22 protein-coding genes are annotated in these 17,914 nt (G+C 40.1%); 16 read left to right on the forward strand and 6 right to left on the reverse strand.

The window, feature by feature from the left end; translation table 11 throughout:
• The first annotated feature begins 58 nt into the window (after nt 1–58).
• The gene (locus MKX35_RS13595) at nt 59–589 is read left to right on the forward strand and encodes a hypothetical protein (protein ID WP_076286585.1); all 531 of its coding nucleotides are present in this window, start codon (nt 59–61) and stop codon (nt 587–589) included.
• Between the two features lie 105 nt (nt 590–694).
• Here the strand turns inward: MKX35_RS13595 and MKX35_RS13600 are convergent, their stop codons facing one another.
• Together MKX35_RS13600 and MKX35_RS13605 are read right to left on the reverse strand one after the other, a co-directional pair.
• A complete protein-coding gene (locus MKX35_RS13600; protein ID WP_076286586.1) occupies nt 695–1,960 on the reverse strand; it encodes an alkaline phosphatase in 1,266 nt (421 codons plus the stop codon).
• Nucleotides 1,961–2,088: 128 nt separating this feature from the next.
• Nucleotides 2,089–2,697 carry a methyltransferase family protein gene (locus tag MKX35_RS13605; protein WP_076286587.1) on the reverse strand — a complete coding sequence of 203 codons (609 nt, stop codon included), beginning with the start codon at nt 2,695–2,697 and terminating at the stop codon, nt 2,089–2,091.
• Nucleotides 2,698–2,802: 105 nt separating this feature from the next.
• Here MKX35_RS13605 and MKX35_RS13610 point away from each other — a divergent pair, with 105 nt between their 5' ends.
• Nucleotides 2,803–3,333: a hypothetical protein gene (locus MKX35_RS13610; protein ID WP_076300516.1), complete on the forward strand. Its 531-nt coding sequence runs from the start codon at nt 2,803–2,805 to the stop codon at nt 3,331–3,333.
• Here MKX35_RS13610 and MKX35_RS13615 read toward each other — a convergent pair.
• The gene (locus MKX35_RS13615; RefSeq protein ID WP_076300515.1) at nt 3,303–3,851 is read right to left on the reverse strand and encodes a MepB family protein; all 549 of its coding nucleotides are present in this window, start codon (nt 3,849–3,851) and stop codon (nt 3,303–3,305) included. The two genes, MKX35_RS13610 and MKX35_RS13615, sit on opposite strands and share 31 nt — an antisense overlap.
• A 119-nt stretch (nt 3,852–3,970) precedes the next feature.
• On the opposite strand from MKX35_RS13615, the gene MKX35_RS13620 reads away from it, so the two are divergent.
• The 12 genes from MKX35_RS13620 (at nt 3,971) to MKX35_RS13675 (ending at nt 13,593) form a co-directional block, all read left to right on the forward strand.
• A complete protein-coding gene (locus MKX35_RS13620) occupies nt 3,971–4,858 on the forward strand; it encodes a phosphotransferase family protein (RefSeq protein WP_076300514.1) in 888 nt (295 codons plus the stop codon).
• A gap of 191 nt (nt 4,859–5,049) precedes the next feature.
• A complete protein-coding gene (locus MKX35_RS13625; RefSeq protein WP_256716381.1) occupies nt 5,050–5,247 on the forward strand; it encodes a cysteine-rich CWC family protein in 198 nt (65 codons plus the stop codon).
• 87 nt (nt 5,248–5,334) lie between these two features.
• The gene (locus tag MKX35_RS13630) at nt 5,335–5,901 is read left to right on the forward strand and encodes a 5' nucleotidase, NT5C type (protein ID WP_076286590.1); all 567 of its coding nucleotides are present in this window, start codon (nt 5,335–5,337) and stop codon (nt 5,899–5,901) included.
• Between the two features lie 155 nt (nt 5,902–6,056).
• On the forward strand, nt 6,057–6,383 hold the full coding sequence (locus MKX35_RS13635) for a PadR family transcriptional regulator (protein ID WP_042189881.1): 327 nt from the start codon (nt 6,057–6,059) through the stop codon (nt 6,381–6,383).
• A 6-nt stretch (nt 6,384–6,389) separates the two neighbouring features.
• Nucleotides 6,390–7,163 (forward strand): permease prefix domain 1-containing protein, encoded by a 774-nt coding sequence (locus tag MKX35_RS13640; protein ID WP_218641870.1) that lies wholly within the window; start codon nt 6,390–6,392, stop codon nt 7,161–7,163.
• 29 nt (nt 7,164–7,192) lie between these two features.
• Nucleotides 7,193–7,345 carry a hypothetical protein gene (locus tag MKX35_RS13645; RefSeq protein ID WP_339302227.1) on the forward strand — a complete coding sequence of 51 codons (153 nt, stop codon included), beginning with the start codon at nt 7,193–7,195 and terminating at the stop codon, nt 7,343–7,345.
• Nucleotides 7,346–7,497: 152 nt separating this feature from the next.
• Nucleotides 7,498–8,121 carry a TetR/AcrR family transcriptional regulator gene (locus MKX35_RS13650; RefSeq protein ID WP_076300513.1) on the forward strand — a complete coding sequence of 208 codons (624 nt, stop codon included), beginning with the start codon at nt 7,498–7,500 and terminating at the stop codon, nt 8,119–8,121.
• Nucleotides 8,122–8,166: 45 nt separating this feature from the next.
• Nucleotides 8,167–10,506, forward strand: a complete 2,340-nt coding sequence (locus MKX35_RS13655; RefSeq protein WP_076300512.1) for an ABC transporter permease — start codon at nt 8,167–8,169, stop codon at nt 10,504–10,506.
• Nucleotides 10,507–10,521: 15 nt separating this feature from the next.
• Nucleotides 10,522–11,286: an ABC transporter ATP-binding protein gene (locus tag MKX35_RS13660; RefSeq protein WP_076300511.1), complete on the forward strand. Its 765-nt coding sequence runs from the start codon at nt 10,522–10,524 to the stop codon at nt 11,284–11,286.
• 23 nt (nt 11,287–11,309) lie between these two features.
• Nucleotides 11,310–12,341, forward strand: coding sequence for an aminoglycoside phosphotransferase family protein (locus MKX35_RS13665; RefSeq protein ID WP_076300555.1), 1,032 nt, complete (start codon nt 11,310–11,312; stop codon nt 12,339–12,341).
• A gap of 14 nt (nt 12,342–12,355) precedes the next feature.
• Entirely contained in the window at nt 12,356–12,844 is a 489-nt protein-coding gene (locus MKX35_RS13670) for a GNAT family N-acetyltransferase (protein ID WP_076286594.1), read from the forward strand.
• Nucleotides 12,841–13,593 (forward strand): hypothetical protein, encoded by a 753-nt coding sequence (locus MKX35_RS13675; protein WP_076300510.1) that lies wholly within the window; start codon nt 12,841–12,843, stop codon nt 13,591–13,593. Before MKX35_RS13670 ends, MKX35_RS13675 begins: the two co-directional genes overlap by 4 nt.
• Before the next feature lie 23 nt (nt 13,594–13,616).
• Here the strand turns inward: MKX35_RS13675 and MKX35_RS13680 are convergent, their stop codons facing one another.
• Together MKX35_RS13680 and MKX35_RS13685 are read right to left on the reverse strand one after the other, a co-directional pair.
• Nucleotides 13,617–14,882, reverse strand: coding sequence for an MFS transporter (locus MKX35_RS13680; RefSeq protein ID WP_076300509.1), 1,266 nt, complete (start codon nt 14,880–14,882; stop codon nt 13,617–13,619).
• Nucleotides 14,883–14,931: 49 nt separating this feature from the next.
• The gene (locus MKX35_RS13685) at nt 14,932–15,843 is read right to left on the reverse strand and encodes a LacI family DNA-binding transcriptional regulator (protein ID WP_076286597.1); all 912 of its coding nucleotides are present in this window, start codon (nt 15,841–15,843) and stop codon (nt 14,932–14,934) included.
• A 311-nt stretch (nt 15,844–16,154) separates the two neighbouring features.
• Between MKX35_RS13685 and MKX35_RS13690 the strand changes: the two genes are divergently transcribed.
• Together MKX35_RS13690 and MKX35_RS13695 are read left to right on the forward strand one after the other, a co-directional pair.
• Nucleotides 16,155–16,706 (forward strand): polymer-forming cytoskeletal protein, encoded by a 552-nt coding sequence (locus tag MKX35_RS13690; protein WP_076286598.1) that lies wholly within the window; start codon nt 16,155–16,157, stop codon nt 16,704–16,706.
• 138 nt (nt 16,707–16,844) lie between these two features.
• Entirely contained in the window at nt 16,845–17,090 is a 246-nt protein-coding gene (locus tag MKX35_RS13695) for a hypothetical protein (RefSeq protein ID WP_042189863.1), read from the forward strand.
• Nucleotides 17,091–17,154: 64 nt separating this feature from the next.
• Here MKX35_RS13695 and MKX35_RS13700 read toward each other — a convergent pair whose 3' ends face one another.
• Nucleotides 17,155–17,772: a histidine phosphatase family protein gene (locus MKX35_RS13700; RefSeq protein ID WP_076300508.1), complete on the reverse strand. Its 618-nt coding sequence runs from the start codon at nt 17,770–17,772 to the stop codon at nt 17,155–17,157.
• Nucleotides 17,773–17,914 lie beyond the last annotated feature (142 nt).

Consider the following 17,914-nt stretch of genomic DNA (forward strand, 5'->3'; position numbering starts at 1 on the left):
TCCGTATCTCGCTGTCGATCATCATTGTAACTGAAATTAATCAAGAAGGGGGTTTTCCTTGAGAAAAGTATACTTATTAACCCTTGGTCTTGTACTCCTGTTTATTTTTTCAGCCTGCGATCAAGAACAGGCAAGTGATTCTGTAATTAAGGAAGTAACGGTTACATCCAAGGGGAGAGTCATTCAATCTGTCTTAAAGCCACTTGAAAGGAACACTAATTCAGAAGAAGTTAATGTATCTTTCCAAAGCCTTATGGCTGAACCGGATGTTTCAATTCCCTATGTGAAGCTTGGAGAAATCATAGAAATCGAATTTAGCAATACAGCCCCAAACAGCTACAAATTGACAGATTATATTTTGAAAGATAATGGTACTTTAAAGTATAAAAAAGAAACAGCAGAGCCGGTAAATGTTGAATGGGCGGATAAGACAGCTACTTTTAAGCTCGATTCGAATATGGCGGCTTTTCTTAGTTCAGATAGTAAGGATTATGAATCAGGGGCAACTATACGGGGATTTCGACTGACAGGCGAGTGGCTAGACCAGACTAAGGAAATCACATTTGTTATTCGAACAGATGCTAAGTAGGTATGGAGATCATCATAGTGTATAAGGGAGAACCCGGGATTGCGATTCATCAATCAAAAAGACTAACCAGAAAGTCTGGCTAGTCTTTTATGTTGTTCGATCTTTTTATTTCACTTTAATACCCATGGCTTGCGCAACCTTAGTGAATACTTCGGTATTTTCGTATACTCCTGTAAACAACTGAGCGTTTTTGCCCATGGCCGTAATTGGAATATCCACTGCTGTATGACCTGAAGTTGTCCAGTCTACAACGAAATTCTGTTTGGAGTTAGCGATGGCAAACGGACCATCTTCTTTGGAAATGCCGTCACCTGATTCATCTTCAGCGTCTACGGCTTCAATAGAGAATCCACCTGTTTCATGGTCGGCGAGAACTAGGACAAGGGTATCCGGATTCTTTTTAGCGAAATCTTTGGCAATCTGTACGGACTTATCTAACTCTTGCCCCGCTTTAATCGTCATCTTGGCATTGTTTTGGTGTGCAAATTCGTCAGTACCCTCTTCTTCAACCATCAGGAAAAATCCTTTTTTATTTGCTGCAAGCGTGTCTATCGCTTTTTTCGTCATTTCAGGCAGGGATACAACCGGATTGTAGATATCTCCTTCACCCTCTGGCTTTTGCTGGAACATTTCCTCATTTGCAAATAACCCGAGAAGCTTGCCGCTTTTCGCCTTTTGCATATCGGTTTTGTTCGTTACGTAGGAGTATCCAAGCTGTTTAGCTTTGTCTACAAGGTTCCCTTGCGTTCCTTTGCTCTTCTCTGAAGGATCTTCAGCTGGCTCATCTGCGAACTTACCTGGATTCCCAGCAGGATACCAGAAGTCTTCGCCTCCACCGAGAAGAACGTCAACTTTGCTCTTGGTCAGAAGCTGCAGAGCGATATCACTTTGTTTGGAGCGATCTTCAACATGAGCACCGAAGGCAGCGCCTGTAGCATCAGTAATTTGGCTGGTAGTTACAACGCCTGTAGATTTCCCTGCTGATTTTGCATATTCCATAATGGTTTGTACGGACTTTTTATCTGCATTCATCCCAATGGCACCGTTATAAGTCTTGACTCCGCTGGCATAGGCTGTGGCTGAAGCAGCTGAATCTGTAACAGGGACAGTGGAGCTTGTATGAATTAATCCAGCATATGGCATAGAATCCATCGCTAGATTTCCTTTTTCACCTACTGTAGCTAGGCGGATGGCATTGCGCTGGGCAGTACCCATTCCGTCACCGACAAACAGAATCACATTTCTTGTGTTTGATGAAGCTGCATTGGCCTGATTTGGTGCTTGTGTAGTGACTACGTTGGAAACGAAGAGAGCAGTTGCTGCAGTCGCTACAATTGCCGTCTTAACGCCGTACTTTTTCGGTGATTTCATAATTTCCCTCCTAATGTATGTTTACAACCTCATACTATAGTAATTACATTAAGAGAATGTTTTCGGATATTGTAAAAAATGTAAATTGTAGCGTGCTTGAAAGGATAGGATTTACAGTAGGTAAGATTTCAAAATAAAATATATCTAGGTGTATTATTACAATATTGAATATATTCATCTCCGAATACAGATTTTAAATGCTGCTCTTCCTGAAGAATAAGTAAATGAATGGCTACCATGTTAAGAAAGAATATAATTAGTGTTAATGAATTTGGATACATAAGATACAATCCAAGAAACATGAGATCAAAACCGACAAATGCGGCATTTCTACTAAATTTATATATACCGTGCGTGATGAGTTTTGTTACAGTAGACTTATCAATCCCAACTCTCCACGAAGTACGCATGGCAATCATTGCTTGTATGAAAATGGAACATCCGAGGGCTACTACACCAACACCGATAAAGTGAATCGCCGGATGATTAAAATGTTCTCCTACTAGTGTAACTATGTATGACTCCGCTAAGGAAAACGTAAACCACGCTGCTCCCCACACAAAAGTAGTAGTCTTAACGAACAGCTCGGTATAATGGATCATAGATCGTTTATTTCCTTTAGCTAATACGTTTCCTTTAATGTGGTTCTTTTTGTAAAGTATTAGGAGCTTCAAAAGGTAAGAAATAAGGAATATGGAGAAAAGAATTAGGGATAGGATATTTTTTAGATTACTCATTGTAATTTCCTCCTCACTAATATATGAATGATTGCTCATATGTTTACTTATATCTTATTTCCTGATGCTGTGCATGTCAACTAAATATTGATTTAGGGGGATAATGTGAAAACGTCAACGTATAAAAGATGGTGGTTAGGGGTCCTGATTATTGCGGCTATTGCATTAGTAAGTACTGGAATCGGGATGCTGGTTAAGCCATCGGGGTTGTCAACATATACTTCAAAAGAGTATAAGGTCACTTTGAAGTATCCCTCCGAGTGGGAAGTGAATCCAGAATATGCTGAGAGGTATCAGGGGAACGACGGATTTTTTCAATTATCCGCCATTTCTGGAGAGGGGTTATCCATAGATGAAGTAGCAAACAAGGATGCATTTCATCAACTGAAGCCTTATGGCTCTGATCCACAAATCATTGAACTGACACTAGAGGGGTCAAAAGCGGAAGAGAAAGCACGATTGATTGTGCCTTCTGCTGATCAGGAAGAGGAATGGAATCATCAGGCTGCTATTATTTTGAAATATCCAGAAGTTTTGAAAATAGGAGATTCTTTGTTCAATTATTTTATTTTATGGGCGGATATAAAACATGTGGAGGACATAGGTCAGACTGTTCGATTTACTGGAAAACCGTAAAGTGTTTGCACACGAAGAAAGTCTGCTGGCTTAATTACCGGTATCTCTAAGAAATATTCCAACTGCCATTTTTGTGTTTTTTGAGCTTGACGACTCGTGGGATTATCCCATGGCGGGTACACTCGTAGTGCTCTTTTGCCACCGTCACCTTTATTGGATAATATATCTTGTTTACCTAGCACAGCTTTTGGAAATACAAATTGACCAAAGTGATTCTCGTTGCGCATACTTATAACGAAGAGATCGGCAGTATCTGATATATCATAGGGTTGGATGGGGCCATTTCCAATTCTCTCCCATAACGTGACAAACTGCCCGATCTTTGTAGGTGTGATTTTTGCAACACGAAATCTAATGGATAGCGCGTTTAAATTAAATATATACGCCCCATAATCAGCATTGTGTGGTTCATGAATGAGGTCAGAGCAATCAAGATTGCACGGGTTATATACAAGCTCTTGGGTAGCAAGCAGATCACTATGAATGATACCTGAAAAGCTGTGATTCTTAAATTTCATCTGTTCAAATCTCCCGGTTGAGTTCCTTAGAAACTCCTAATGTTCTCTATCTTAATGCAAGAATAGGGAGTTCACAACCGTGAACAGAGCACCTTTCCCTTGAGACTGGAGGTAGTCGTATGAAATCCATACATAAATTAATTGAAATTTTTAAGCTGAGTGTTTTGAATATAGAGTCTGTTCCAGAGTCGTTTAGTTCTGAAGTGTATAAACTTACTCTTAATAATCTAGACAACGTATACGTGAAAATTCCATACAACAGGGATAAACTGGTTCGCGAATTTGAGATGCTTGAAAGACTAAAGGGTGTTATACCTGTTCCAAAAGTATTGGATTTCTGGGACGGAGATAATAGAAGTGTCGGTGCATTGCTTCTCTCCGCTATAGATGGGATGCCGTGTACGAGTAACATTGATCAGAGTCTGGCGTTTCAAATCGGTAATTATCATGCCATGCTTCATGAAGTTACCATGCCAGCGTATGGATGTTATGGATCCGATGGTTTTCAGATGGTAGAGAACAATAGCTGGAGATTATACCTGAAAAATAATTTTGAAAAGTGGAAAGAACCTTGTAAGGAACTCCTTCATCCTGATTTATTTGAGAAATGTATTACTCACTTTGATAGCGTATATTCGGCGTTACCTGAACCTGATGGGCCTTGTGTTGTTCATATGGATTTTCGACCAGGCAATATATTAATAAAAGATAATGAAGTCGTTGGTATAATTGATTACGAGAGCGCTCGTGGTGGTTCCTCTGAAATTGATTTTACAAAAATAAACCGATACGTCTGGGAAGTGAACCCGCTAACACGGCTCCCTTATGTGCAAGGCTACGAATCGGTTCGTCCTTTACTTGATCTGGAAGCTATAATACCGTTTTATAGTTTTTATGATGCTTTTAGTGCGGTAGTTTGGTGTAAAACCAGAGGGATTGAGAACAATAAGGCATTTCTTCAGGAAAGTATAGAGGTATTGCAAAGATCTATAGAAGGAATGAATTGATGGAAAAAAATGCGAAATTACTTTATTGCATGCTGGGAAGTGCTATGCTTGCTTTATTGAATAATCCTATGCTTGGTAACGCTAGGCTTAGAATGTTCAGATGCGGTTATGAAGGAAGTATTTGAATTTCAAGGAAAAGAAAAGTAAATAAATAGAAGTGAAATGTTTAATCGTATGGGGGAGTAGAAGCTTTGGAAATAAAAAATAAACAAATTGAACAACGGTATTGTCCTTTATGTAAAGAATTAAATCATTGTGGTGCTAATAGTGGTGATTGTTGGTGTTTTCATACGGAAATTCCTGCAGAACTACTAGAAAGGGTGCCTTTGGAACTGAGAGGTAAAGCCTGTATCTGTCAAAGATGCGTAGAGGCGTTTAAAAAACATTAAATTGAAATTTAACTAACTCAAGACGAAAACAGTAATTATATTGTGTATACTTAAATAGTAATATAAAAAAACATATGGGGGACACAGATGAGAAAGCCTATAATTGCAGTTGATATGGATGACACGATATGCCATCTAGTCAAACGAGCTATATACCATAACAACAATGATTTCCCCACTCATGTACTGAAGTACGAGGAAATGCTTGATTGGAATACGGATCATTTACGTCATCCAGATTGTACACAAGATGTATTCTATGGGCGGCCTGGTTTATATGAGGAGCTTGAATTATTCGACGAGCATGTTGTAGGTGAAATGGAGAAGATGCACAATGCTTATGATGTTATTATTGTTACGGCGGCCCAGCCCAATGCAGTTGTTGAAAAATGGAACTGGCTGCAGAAGCATATGCCGTTTATTCCCATCGAAAATTTCTTCCCATGCAAACGAAAGAATCTTATTAATTATGATCTTCTGATCGATGACGGGGTTCACAACTTGGTTCCTGCATTGCAGGACGGAAGGAAAGTACTCTGTATTCCGCATCCATGGAATTTGAGAGCCCGTGAACAATATGGATTTCCATTATTGACCTCCTGGGAAGGTGCGAAAGAGAAGATTGATCAGATTTTTGAAAATTCAAGAGACTAGCTGATTTGAGGAGAGTTGCTCACAAAGAGCAATTCTCTTTTTTATGCTTTTTAGATTTTTTTGCCTATTTTTTTCGCAACTACTTCATCTGTCGTAGTAATTATGGTATACTGCAACTACTACGACAGATGAAGTAATCATAGGGGGTACCATTTTTGATCAGCAGTGATGTTATACGTGGTTACAATGATACGATGATCCTCTACATGCTGCTCGATGGGGAATCCTACGGGTACGAGATTTCTAAGAATATCAGGCAGCTGACTCAGGAGAAGTATGTCATGAAGGAAACAACGCTGTATTCCGCCTTTACCCGGCTGGAGAAGAACGGGTACATTGAATCCTTTTATCTGGATGAGAGTCTTGGCAAGCGGCGCACATATTACCGGATTACCCCGCTGGGTCTCGCCTATTACCGAGAAAAATGTGAGGAATGGAAGGTTACGCAGGAAGTTGTAAACCAATTTATCAAGGAGTGGTGATAGTGCATGGAGACGATCATAGTATATCTGGATAATATGTTTGCGGGTCTACCGAAGACTCCGGAACTGGAGCATTTGAAGCAGGAGCTGCTGTCCGGGATGGAAGATAAGTACCTGGAGCTGAAGCGGGATGGCAAGTCTGAGAATGAGGCGATCGGTATCGTTATTTCGGAATTCGGCAATATTGAGGAGCTGACTGCTGAGCTAGGCATCCGTCCAGCCGGACAGGAGAAGACTGTGCCCATGCTTAGTGAAGAAGAGGTTTATGCTTATGCGGCTGCCAAACGTAGCTCTGGATTATGGACCGGTCTCGGTGTTTTTCTCTGCGCATGCGGGGTGGCGCTGTTGATTACTCTTAGTACATTGTTTGAAAATAATGCTGATATGGCTGATAAAGGTTCGATGCTGGGGATGGTCGGAATGTTCGTGCTGGTCGCTATGGCCGTTGGGATGTTCATTCATAGCGGCATGAAACTCGAGCGCTTCGAAAGTCTAGAGCAAGGCTTTCAGCTACCTTATGCGCTCAAAACGGCGCTTCAGCGCAGTCAAGCCCTTTATGCTCCGACTTATCGCCTTGCTTTGATTGTGGGCGTCTGTCTTTGTGTGCTGTCGCCGACCTTTATCTTCGCAACTTCTTATGTCAACGATGATTTCGCTGCTTATGGAGTTTCTGCCTTTCTAGTGATTGCAGCAACTGCGGTGTTCTTGTTCGTCTATTATGGAAATATCCAAGAAACTTATACGAAGCTACTGAATGAGCCACATATCGATGCAAAGTAGAAGGGAAAAGAACAATTTGTGAGAGGGCTGTGTTGTGGCCGTTGGCGACGGCGATTTTTCTGTTTACGGGCTTTGTCTATGGGCGATGGGACGTTAACTGGGCTGTATTCCCAATTGCTGGCATCCTGTCCGGTATGTTCAGCAATGTGTATCATATTCTAAAGCGCAAAAAAGTCTCCTGATTATGCTGACTGCACATTAAGGTAACCTCATCCTTTGGAGGTTACCTTTTTTCTTTTGTCCAATTTGCTGGAACATCATTGACATGATGTATTAAATGTATTTAAATGGAATAGACCGACGGTCGGTCTATAAAAAGGAGGACTCAGAATAAATGAAAATTTCCAAAGAAGCGGAAGAACGCAGAAATGAAATATTAGATAAGGCAGAAATGCTTTTTTTTACGAAAGGTTATGCGAGAACTACAGTGAACGACATCTTGCAGGAGATCGGGATTGCCAAGGGCACGTTCTACTATTATTTCAAGTCGAAGGAGGAGGTTATGGAAGCAGTGGTCACACGATTCATCGATGCTGGAGTAGACGTTGCGAAGATCATTGCTGCTGATTCAAAGCTCTCCGTACATGAAAAGCTACTACAAATCATAATGGCACAGAAACCTGATTCGGAGAGAAAAGGTCACATGATTGAACAGTTTCATCAAGCTGAGAATGCACTAATCCATCAGAAAAGCTTGGCTGAAACTATTTTGAAGCTAACACCTGTGTTGACAGAGGTGATTGAGCAGGGAATCGAGGAGAGCTTGTTCCACTGTCCTTATCCTAAAGAAACGATGGAATTTCTGTTGGTTGCCTCACAATTTTTATTGGATGAAGGGATTTTCAAGTGGCAACCGGAAGAGATCATTCTCAAAATTCAGAGCTTTATTTATATTATGGAGACTACGTTGGGAGCTGAAAAAGGAAGCTTTTCCTACGTAACGCAAATGTTTGAGTAAGGTCCGTGCAGGGAGGATGAATGAGACGTAGGGGAGAGATCGTCAATGCTGCTACAAATTGTGAAAAAAGATTTTCAAAGAAATAAAATCATAACGATCGTCTTATTTATTTTTATGATGTTATCGGCGTTGCTTGCTGCTTGTGCTTCTCAAGTCATTATGGAATTGTCCGGTTCTTTAAGTCATTTGCTGGATAAATCAAAGGCTCCCCATTTTGTTCAAATGCATTCTGGTCCAATAGATAACGCAGGTATTCAAAAATTCGCCTCTACAAATCCACTTGTTAAGAATCAACAGACAGTAGAAATGCTAAGGATAGATGGCTCGCAGATTGTCTTAGGTAACAGCAATAAGTCGGAAGAGAACAGCGTAATGGATATAGGTTTTGTTAAGCAGAACCCATCATTTGATTTGCTGCTGAATTTAGAGAATCAAGTGATTAGGGTAGCTGAAGGAGAAATCGCAGTTCCTATTTATTATATGAAGCAGAATGATCTGAACATTGGTGATCAGGTTACCCTTTCCAATGGACAGTTAGATCAAAAATTTATTGTTACGGATTTTGTTCGAGACATCCAAATGAATCCCGCAATTGTTAGCTCAAAGCGCTTTGTCGTAAATGACACGGATTATAATGTACTTAAGAAGAACCATGGAGAAGTTGAGTACTTAATTGAATTTCAAATCACCGATCTAAGTAGACTTAGCGAGTTCCGGAATACCTATCAATCCTCAGATATGCCCGGTAAAGGACCAATGATAGACTATCCTTTGTTTAAGACGCTGAATGCGCTGACAGATGGGATTATTGCAGTTGTCATTATTTTGGTAAGTATCCTTCTTATGATTATTGCCGTCCTATGTTTAAGGTTTACGATGATCGCGACTTTAGAGGAGGATTATAGAGAGATTGGCGTCATGAAAGCAATTGGGATCTCACAGCGAGATATTAGAAGGATCTATTTGGCAAAATATATGGTGATGGCAGCATGCGCTTCACTGCTAGGATATTTATTATCTTTGGGTGTGGTGCGATTGTTTACAGCGAATATCACATTGTATTTGGGGACTGCTCCGAAAACGATCCTTCAGCCTATTGTTCCAGTCTTAGCGGTCGGTTTGATCTTCGGGATGATTGTATTCTTTTGCAGAGTTATTCTTAGAAGGTTTAATCGTATAACAGTAGTAGACGCTTTAAGGTCAGGGACTGTGGGAGAGTTGAAAGGCAATAAAAGTAGAATGGTGCTGAGTAAGCGCAGGCATATAAATGTGAATGTTTTTCTTGGCCTAAAGGATGTTTATGGACGCTTCACCATGTTCGGATTGCTATTCTTCGTATTTGTGATCTGTCTGTTTATCATTCTTGTGCCAGTGAATATATTAAATACCCTTCAGTCCCCTCGGTTTATTTCTTATATGGGTGTAGGTCAGAGTGACATGAGAATCGATTTACAGCCATCTGATCAAATAGAGAAGCGATTTAATGAACTGATAACGACGCTAAATAAGGACTCCGATATAGCTAAATTCTCACCATTAATTACTTCTCGATTTAAAGTGCTAGGCAGCGATGGCGTATGGGAGAATATTAATGTTGAAACAGGAGATTTCTCTATTTTTCCGCTCACCTATGTTAACGGAGGAACCCCTGAAAGTGGGGATGAGATTGCCCTTTCTGATCTGAATGCCAAGGAATGGAACAAAAGGGTTGGGGATAGCGTTCTTTTGGAGGTAGATGGCACTTCGAAAAAATTGACGGTTAGCGGGATCTACCAAGATATAACGAATGGAGGTCGAACTGCAAAAGCCCGATTACCTTATGACCCGAAGTCCGTGCTATGGTATATCGTAGCTTTAGATGTGAATCCGAATGTTTCCGTTCAGGAGAAAATGGATCAATATGCAAAGTTATTTTATCCAGCCAAAGTTACTCATCTAGAAAGCTATTTATCTCAGACGCTCGGGAATACGATTCGCCAATTAAAGCTGGTCACTGGCTTATCCATTGCCATCTCGATATCAATTTCAGTATTGATTACAGCTTTATTTCTAAAAATGCTTCTAGCGAAGGACGTCTCGCAAATTGCAATTTTGAGAAGCATTGGCTTTACGTTAGAAGATATTCGAAAGCAATATCAGGTAAGGCTACTACTGGTTTCTGGTCTTGGAATCATTCTCGGAACCTTTGCAGCTAATACCATCGGTCAAAAATTCACTCAATTACTCGGATCCTTTATGGGAGCATCCCAAATACAGTTTGTAGTTAATCCGGTAATAGCTTATCTTGTTCTCCCTCTTTTTTTCATGCTCATTGTAGCACTCACAACCGTAGTAAGCACGATATCGATGAAGAAATCCAATTTATCTAAACTGATTGTCGAATGAGGGTGAGGTGGTAGTATGTTCATATTAGAGACGAAGTGTTTAAATAAAACCTTTGTAACCGGGCAAGGAACCCCGCAGACGGTATTAAAAGATGTTCATCTACAGGTATCAAAGGGAGAATTCGTAGCTATAATGGGGCCTTCTGGCTCAGGGAAATCAACATTGCTCTATACGATCAGCGGTATGGACCGGATGACTTCAGGAAGTGTTGTTTTTAAAGGGCAGGACATCAGTGGTCTTTCTGAGAGTGAATTAGCTGAACTGCGTTTAAATCAAATGGGATTTATTTTTCAGCAGATGCATCTTTTAAAAAACCTGACTATTCGGGACAATATCATCTTATCCGCTTATCGAGCTAAAATCGTTAGTCGTAGAACCATCAATAACAGAGCCGCTGAGTTAATGAAAAAAACCGGAATCTCCGCACTCGCTGAGCGTGATATTACACAAGTGTCGGGTGGACAACTGCAAAGAGCAGCGATCTGCAGGTCAATCATCAATGAGCCTGATATTCTATTTGGTGATGAGCCAACAGGTGCACTGAACTCTAAAGCTGCTAGTGAAATTATGGAGATATTAATAGATATTAATCAGACGGGTACAACGATTCTACTGGCTACACATGATGCGAAAGTCGCTGCTCAGGCAGAACGTGTCCTGTATATGCTGGATGGCAGCATAGCTTCTGAGCAATGGCTTGGTAAATTCAATCGCATAAATGGGGACTTAAAAGAGCGGGAAGAGAAGTTGTCGGCTTGGTTATTGAAGTTGGGATTCTGATTGATAGGAAAGGGATACATAACATGGGAAATCTGAATTATAACTTAAATTTCGAAATGCTATGTGCAAAATACGGGTTAGGTCATTTAAAAAATGAACCAGAACAGGTAACAGGTGGTCTTCTACACAGAATGTATCGTCTACAAACGGACAAAGCGCTCTATGCAGTGAAAGCTCTAAATCCTCAAATTATGCATCGGGATACAGCCATGAACAACTATACTCTTTCTGAAAAGGTTGCAAATATGGCTTATCAAAATGGGATAAATGCAGTACCAGCTATCGTGTCCAAAGATAGTTTTATGCATGAATTCGAGGGTCAATTCTATTTATTATTTCCATGGGTCGAAGGTAAGGCATTGCCATCAGGAGGTATTAATATAGGGTGTTGTAAAAAGATTGGCGAAAACCTTGCTAAAATTCATAAGATCGATTTCGCTACACTTCTTGATCATCATCCTAATGAAAATCTTGAGGCAGTAAATACATCCACTGTTCGTTGGAATGAATATGCACTAAAAGCAAAACAGGATGGTTTGGAATGGTCTAGCTTGCTATTAGATAACCTGAACCAAATAAATCATTGGGAACAACTTGTAGATTCTTCAGCGGAACAATTATTAAATCATATGATTATCAGCCATCGGGATTTAGATCAAAAAAATGTACTATGGGATGAGCATCAGATACCCATTATTATTGACTGGGAAGCAGCAGGACCTATCCATCCAACCCAAGAGCTAATAGATGTAGCCCTTTATTGGTCAGGCTTTGAATCGGGAAGTGTAAGCAAAGATGCTTTCTGCACGCTCATTAGTACCTATCGGGAGCAAGGTGGCGAGATTTATGCTAACTGGTCCGACGTGCTAAACTATGGTTTTCATGGGAAGCTAGAATGGTTAGCTTATAATGTCAGACGATCACTCGGACTGGAGAGTACAGATGATGCGGAGCGAGAGCTTGGAACCCGTGAAGTAATAAATACAATCACTGCTTTAAATGACTATGATCACTTTATTCCTCAGTGTATCGAATGGTGTAACCAAGACTACTAAAGGAGAACTTATTTATGAATGTAGTAAACGCTACTATGGAGGATATAAGAGGATGGCTGGAGCTGGCGGCAGAGGTGGAGTCCCTTTTTGGGCCGATGGTAGATGATCCGAATTTTACTCTAGCGTTAGAAAAAAATATCAGGCGACAAAGCGCTTTTTGTGTACGAGAAAACAATGGTTCGCCAGGTTCAAGATTACTTGGAGCTGTGTTATTCTCTTCATCCAATGCCCCTAATTACAAGATTGGGTGGTTATCTGTTTCAGCAATAGAGAGAAATAAGGGTGTAGCGACAGTACTTCTTAACTATATTATCGAAAGTATCGAAACCCCAGCAGAGATATTCGTTACTACTTTTGGTGAGGATCATCCAGAGGGCCAACCTGCTAGAAGATTTTATCAGAAGTTTGGTTTCTTTCCTTTGCAGGATGGGGTTCCAAATGGCCTCGAAGGTGGCTCAAGACAAAATTTCAAGCTGACGATCGCTCACAAGGATTCATTATGAAAAAAAAAATTTATTTATCGGTGATTTCATTTTTCTTGCTAGCGATTTCTTTCAGCCCATTGTTCAACTATATCCGTGAGTATATGATTTCAGATCAAATCAATCAGCGTTATGAGATCAACCATGCTGAGAAAGGGTATAACACGTTAAACGTTCAAGAACTAACGGTTGATGATAAGCATATTAAGATCCAAGAAGAAAATACAGGCAGGAAAGCAGAGTTGACACTTTGGGATGAAGAGGAGAGTGTCCCGCCTGGAGATATTGTGAATGTTCAGTTTTTATTAAATGGTCAAAAAATCTCAACCCCTGATGAAATATGGTTGTCTAATCGGGAACGAGGAAGCAGATATTTCTCATGGATAGATATCCTTACTGTTACGGATCGAAAGACTGGCGAGAAAGAAATTAATATAGTCCAAAGACTTACAGATGATAGTCAGCCGATGGAAAAGAGAAAATGGAAAATAATCACGATCTCACATGACGGCAGTATAGAAGAAAAGATGCTGAGTTATGCTCAAAGAAGTGACAATCATCTAGGGGTGAAGCTTATCGAGTTCTCGGGTACATCACTTATGGGTATGGGCTACCATTCGGATATTACTAAAAGTTATCCAAGTGTATTTTTCCCTCTAATTTATCCATTTTTAACAGGTGTCGTGGGAATCTTCTTATTGATCATTATAGTTGTTCAATTACTGATCGAGCTTCATAATAGGCGCATTATTAGGAGAAACGGGCGATAACGGTCATAAGATATGTTCTAAAATTACTTATAATTACGAATCACCTTTAACTTGGACAAGGTTAATAAAGCAAACAGTAGTAGCAGGACTCCGATGGAACCCATGACAGGGGCTGGACTGAAGTGATCGGACAGGAATGAAACAGCTGTAAGACCAATTGAGGGTGCTACACTCATAATGGAGCCAAGTACACCGAAGACTCTACCTTGTATATCCTCCGAAACTTCCAGTCTGAGGATTGTATTTATCAGCAATGTACAGAATGAGAACATAAAGCCAATTAGAAGAATGATGGGAATGGCTAAGTTAGCAGTAGTGACGAACGATAACAGGAGGTACAGGGGACCCAGACACAGCAGTCCAGTCATGATAAAGAAGCCGCGATTCTTTAATTTGGAGCCGAGAAACAAGATCATGCTGGAACCAATCATATAACCTAGAGGAATGCAGGCTTCCATGAGTCCAAACTGAAAGGGACTAGAATTCCATACTTTGACGGCCATAACTTGCGTTAGCATCAGTGAAGGCATAAAGAACAAAGTGAGCGTAGGAAGCATGATGATTATTGCTCGGGCGAAGGGGTATCTCCAAATATAACGAACGCCATCCGCAAGATCCTGTGTGAATTTTCTTTCTTCTTTAGGTCCGGTATTCACTCGGTTTGGGAGTGGAAGGGAGCGGACAGCAAGAACTAGTAGAAAGGAAACGAAAAATGTAGCTCCATCAAATAATATGGCATCTGTCGCTCCAAAACTTGCTACAAAAATACCTCCAGCCGAATACCCAATCGTCCTACAGATGTTCTCCGACAGGTTCAGAATCCCGACTGCTTTTTGCACATGTTCTTTTCCAACTACAGTGGTAATTGAAGCTTGATACGCAGGGGATTGGAATAATGCTGAGACTGTCGTAAGTCCCGTTAATATGGCCACGATAATGAATGATGTAGAAGACATGGAAATGGTCAGAGCAAGCGTAACTGCTAGACCGCAGCTTATCAAATCAGTGATTAACATAATGGTTCTGCGATTGATCCTGTCTGCGAGTGTGCCTCCTATCGATCCGAGTAAAGAACTGAGCAATAGATTGATTATCGTAATAATGGCAATCATTTTAGCGCTTCCGGTCGTCTGAAGTACCCATAAACTTAAAGCAATGCTGTGAAAGGTATTTCCAAACAAAGAAATGGAATAGGAGCTGAGTAGCAGCATAAATCTCCGGTTTCCCCAAAGGGTTGGATAGGATTGAGCGGTGGTGGATGCATGTTTTGCTAATACAGGATCTGTCATGGGTAACTCTCCTCTCGACTTAAACGCTTAAGTGAATATCGAAAAAAAATTAATCAACAAAATAACGATTATTCTCTTGTTTGGAGTAGTCAGGACGATGTAACAACTCCTGCATTAGTTCAAAAGCAGTGGCTGATTTATCCCCAGTGAATATGAATTTCTGAACGTCTTCTCCAAGCATTTCTGGGCAATTACAGGTACATAGAACAGAAAGACGTGCGAATACCCCGGATTTTTCAACACAACTTCCGATAAACTCATTAATAACTATGGCCTCTTTGTAGATCCCCTCCGATAAGATTGTATTCAATTCTTCCATATTTTGAACTTTGAATATTGCTTTCTCAGGTAAAGGAAGACTATCTTGGATAAAGTTAGTGAGCAGGGAGTTATTGAAGCTCTCCATAATTAAACAAACCTGTGAAAGATCCTCCGGCATTACCTTCCGTAGAGCTGAACGATAATTGTAAAGAACTTGCTTAAACAGCTTATCTTCAATCATGCTGTCGATCAAAATCAAGGGGATACCTTCTACAAAATGTTTGGAAATCGAATAGAAGGATTCATCGTGCACATCGATCAGAAAGACGGCTTCGAGCTTTCTTTCAACGATGATATTCAGAGAAGGATGGTCAGTACCAAGAGAATATAGCAGCGTATGATATCCGGCATCCGTTAAACGCTGTTCCAAAGCACGAATAAATGTGAATTGGGCATAGAGTTTCCAAGGTGGCATATAAGCAGAATTATGGACAAGTACCCCTACTAATCCCGTTTTTTTATTGGCAAGCGAACGGGCTGCTAGATTAGGAATGTAATGAAGTTCTTCGGCAAGTGACAGAATTTGATTGCGGGTCTTCTCAGGAATGGTTTGGTTATCGACGCGGTTCAGAACATAGCTTACAGTCGCAACGGAGACATTAGCTTGTAGCGCGATGTCTTTCATTGTAGTCTTTTTCACCAGTAAACTTCTCCCTTGCTGAGATATTTATTTCCAAATATTATCATTAACACTTGAAAAGAGTCAACGATTGACTTTATACCAAGAAGCAAATGATGCTTGTGTTCATTTTTATAATTTGGGTAAATAGATATAAGAAGCTAAATCAGTCAGCGAGAAGAGGTGTGACTCATGGGAACGAATCTTAGTCGGGAAGAGAGCGCGCTGTGAAACCGCTTTAGATATTGACACAAATTTGTGAAATTATTCACTTAATTATTAAGAATTTTAATATATAATTAATTCATAATCAAAATTAGGGGGAATCGAAAATGAGACTATTTAAAATGATTTTAGTGGCTGGGGTTTCGGTAGCAGTATTGGCAGGTTGTGGAGCAAATGAGGATAAAGCAAACAATTCGGCGGCAACTTCAGCTCCGGCTGCTGAGCAGACAGATGCTGTCACTACAGCTTCGATCGTGAATCAAGCAGATGCGTTTACTAAGGCTGTTAGCAAAGATGGAAACTGGATTGTTGCGATTCTAAATGATGTAACGATTTCTGATGAGGTTGTTGTAGCTGGAGAATTCCGAAATAAAGGAGCCGCAGATGGCGACATCTACCGTAAGATTGCCCTTTATTCGCAAGATGCTGATCACAAGATCACTGCTACTTATACACTAACCGTACCAAAGTTTACAGTACAAAGTGAGAATTTGAAAGTTGAAGGCGGAACGATTAAAGGCGATGTTTATGTAGAAGCGAAAGGCTTTACTCTGCCTGAAACCGCCACTATTGATGGTAACCTCTATTTCGCAAGCGAAGATCTGAAAACATCAGCTGTTATTGATGGAAAAGTGACTGGAACAACAGAAGTTAAATAATTTCGTAATCAACTTATACAGTAGAAGCCAATCCATAGACTATGGGTTGGCTTTTTTCTTTTTGTGATTATGTGATCTTCAGTTGATTTTCTTAATATTGAACTTATAATATTACTACCACTACTAGGAGGAACACATATGTCTAAGGAGTATTCACGCACATATATCGAAAGTGTAAAGCTTGAAATGTTAAATAGATTGGGACTTAAGCAAGTGTTCTTTAAGGAGCAAATAGGTGACGGCCTGATTTTTGAAGCGGTTGGTTTTGATAAAGGGAGCAAGCATCGTTTTTGTGTTAGACCGAAGACGAAAACAATTGACGAATTTATTTCAGGAAAATGGATGAAGGTCCGCAGCTTTACAATCAAAAGTGTGGAAATTTAAAATTGAAGTCTAAAAAGGGAACCCCATTTAAATCGGAGTTTCCTTTTTTATTTTTGAGAAGGATTCATTGATAATGTGAAGTATCGCCGTACAGATTGATAGTTGTATTGTTGTCAGTTAGGGTTACTTTACACAATGCTGTAGAGAGAATATCCGGTAGTTCCCCTAATTCCTGCAATGATTTATTGAGAAAATGAGCCATAATGACTTTCAGGGTCATCCGATGCGTGACAATAAGTACCTCATGTCCTTCATTATCGTTAATGATACGCTCAATAGTCGGCGTTACTCTTTGTTCAAGCTGACTATAGGTCTCACCTGGGGCTAGAGGAATAAAAAGATCAGGTCTGGTGAAAAAATGGGTGTACTGTAATGGATATTCTTGTTCAATCTGATCTGTGTTCATTCCTTCCCAAATGCCCATGTTAATTTCCATTAATGAAGCTTGCTGTTGAATCGGTAAACTCCGATTTCCTCGTAAAATCTGCGCAGTATGCAATGCTCTTGGACTAGTACTAGAATAAATGGCTCCTAAATTCTCACCTTCCAAACGTTCTCTCAACCATTCCGCTTGCTGTTCACCCAAGGTTGTTAACGCTGAATTTTGATGTCCTTGCATTCTTTTCTGCAAATTCCATTCGGTCTGCCCGTGACGGGTTAGAAATAATACTGTCTCTTTCATTAACGAAACCTCCCTTTTGAATAGTTGTAAGTATAAGATAAATAATTATAAATAAACAATATATAATAGTTAATATTCATAATGTATAGTTATAATAAGAAAGCCGAAGGTCCGTTAAATATGATTATATTTTATATAGTTA

It is taken from the genome of Paenibacillus sp. FSL R5-0923 (assembly GCF_038009145.1).
Classification (GTDB): domain Bacteria; phylum Bacillota; class Bacilli; order Paenibacillales; family Paenibacillaceae; genus Paenibacillus_AQ.

Coding starts and splice junctions, on each gene's coding strand:
- MKX35_RS13700 (WP_076300508.1), bottom strand. CDS start 17,772: ATGAAAGAGACAGTATTATTTCTAACCCGTCACGGGCAGACCGAATGG.
- MKX35_RS13615 (WP_076300515.1), bottom strand. CDS start 3,851: ATGAAATTTAAGAATCACAGCTTTTCAGGTATCATTCATAGTGATCTG.
- MKX35_RS13620 (WP_076300514.1), top strand. CDS start 3,971: ATGAAATCCATACATAAATTAATTGAAATTTTTAAGCTGAGTGTTTTG.
- MKX35_RS13690 (WP_076286598.1), top strand. CDS start 16,155: ATGAGACTATTTAAAATGATTTTAGTGGCTGGGGTTTCGGTAGCAGTA.
- MKX35_RS13600 (WP_076286586.1), bottom strand. CDS start 1,960: ATGAAATCACCGAAAAAGTACGGCGTTAAGACGGCAATTGTAGCGACT.
- MKX35_RS13640 (WP_218641870.1), top strand. CDS start 6,390: ATGGAGACGATCATAGTATATCTGGATAATATGTTTGCGGGTCTACCG.
- MKX35_RS13670 (WP_076286594.1), top strand. CDS start 12,356: ATGAATGTAGTAAACGCTACTATGGAGGATATAAGAGGATGGCTGGAG.
- MKX35_RS13680 (WP_076300509.1), bottom strand. CDS start 14,882: ATGACAGATCCTGTATTAGCAAAACATGCATCCACCACCGCTCAATCC.
- MKX35_RS13630 (WP_076286590.1), top strand. CDS start 5,335: ATGAGAAAGCCTATAATTGCAGTTGATATGGATGACACGATATGCCAT.
- MKX35_RS13655 (WP_076300512.1), top strand. CDS start 8,167: ATGCTGCTACAAATTGTGAAAAAAGATTTTCAAAGAAATAAAATCATA.
- MKX35_RS13605 (WP_076286587.1), bottom strand. CDS start 2,697: ATGAGTAATCTAAAAAATATCCTATCCCTAATTCTTTTCTCCATATTC.
- MKX35_RS13660 (WP_076300511.1), top strand. CDS start 10,522: ATGTTCATATTAGAGACGAAGTGTTTAAATAAAACCTTTGTAACCGGG.
- MKX35_RS13675 (WP_076300510.1), top strand. CDS start 12,841: ATGAAAAAAAAAATTTATTTATCGGTGATTTCATTTTTCTTGCTAGCG.
- MKX35_RS13665 (WP_076300555.1), top strand. CDS start 11,310: ATGGGAAATCTGAATTATAACTTAAATTTCGAAATGCTATGTGCAAAA.
- MKX35_RS13650 (WP_076300513.1), top strand. CDS start 7,498: ATGAAAATTTCCAAAGAAGCGGAAGAACGCAGAAATGAAATATTAGAT.
- MKX35_RS13695 (WP_042189863.1), top strand. CDS start 16,845: ATGTCTAAGGAGTATTCACGCACATATATCGAAAGTGTAAAGCTTGAA.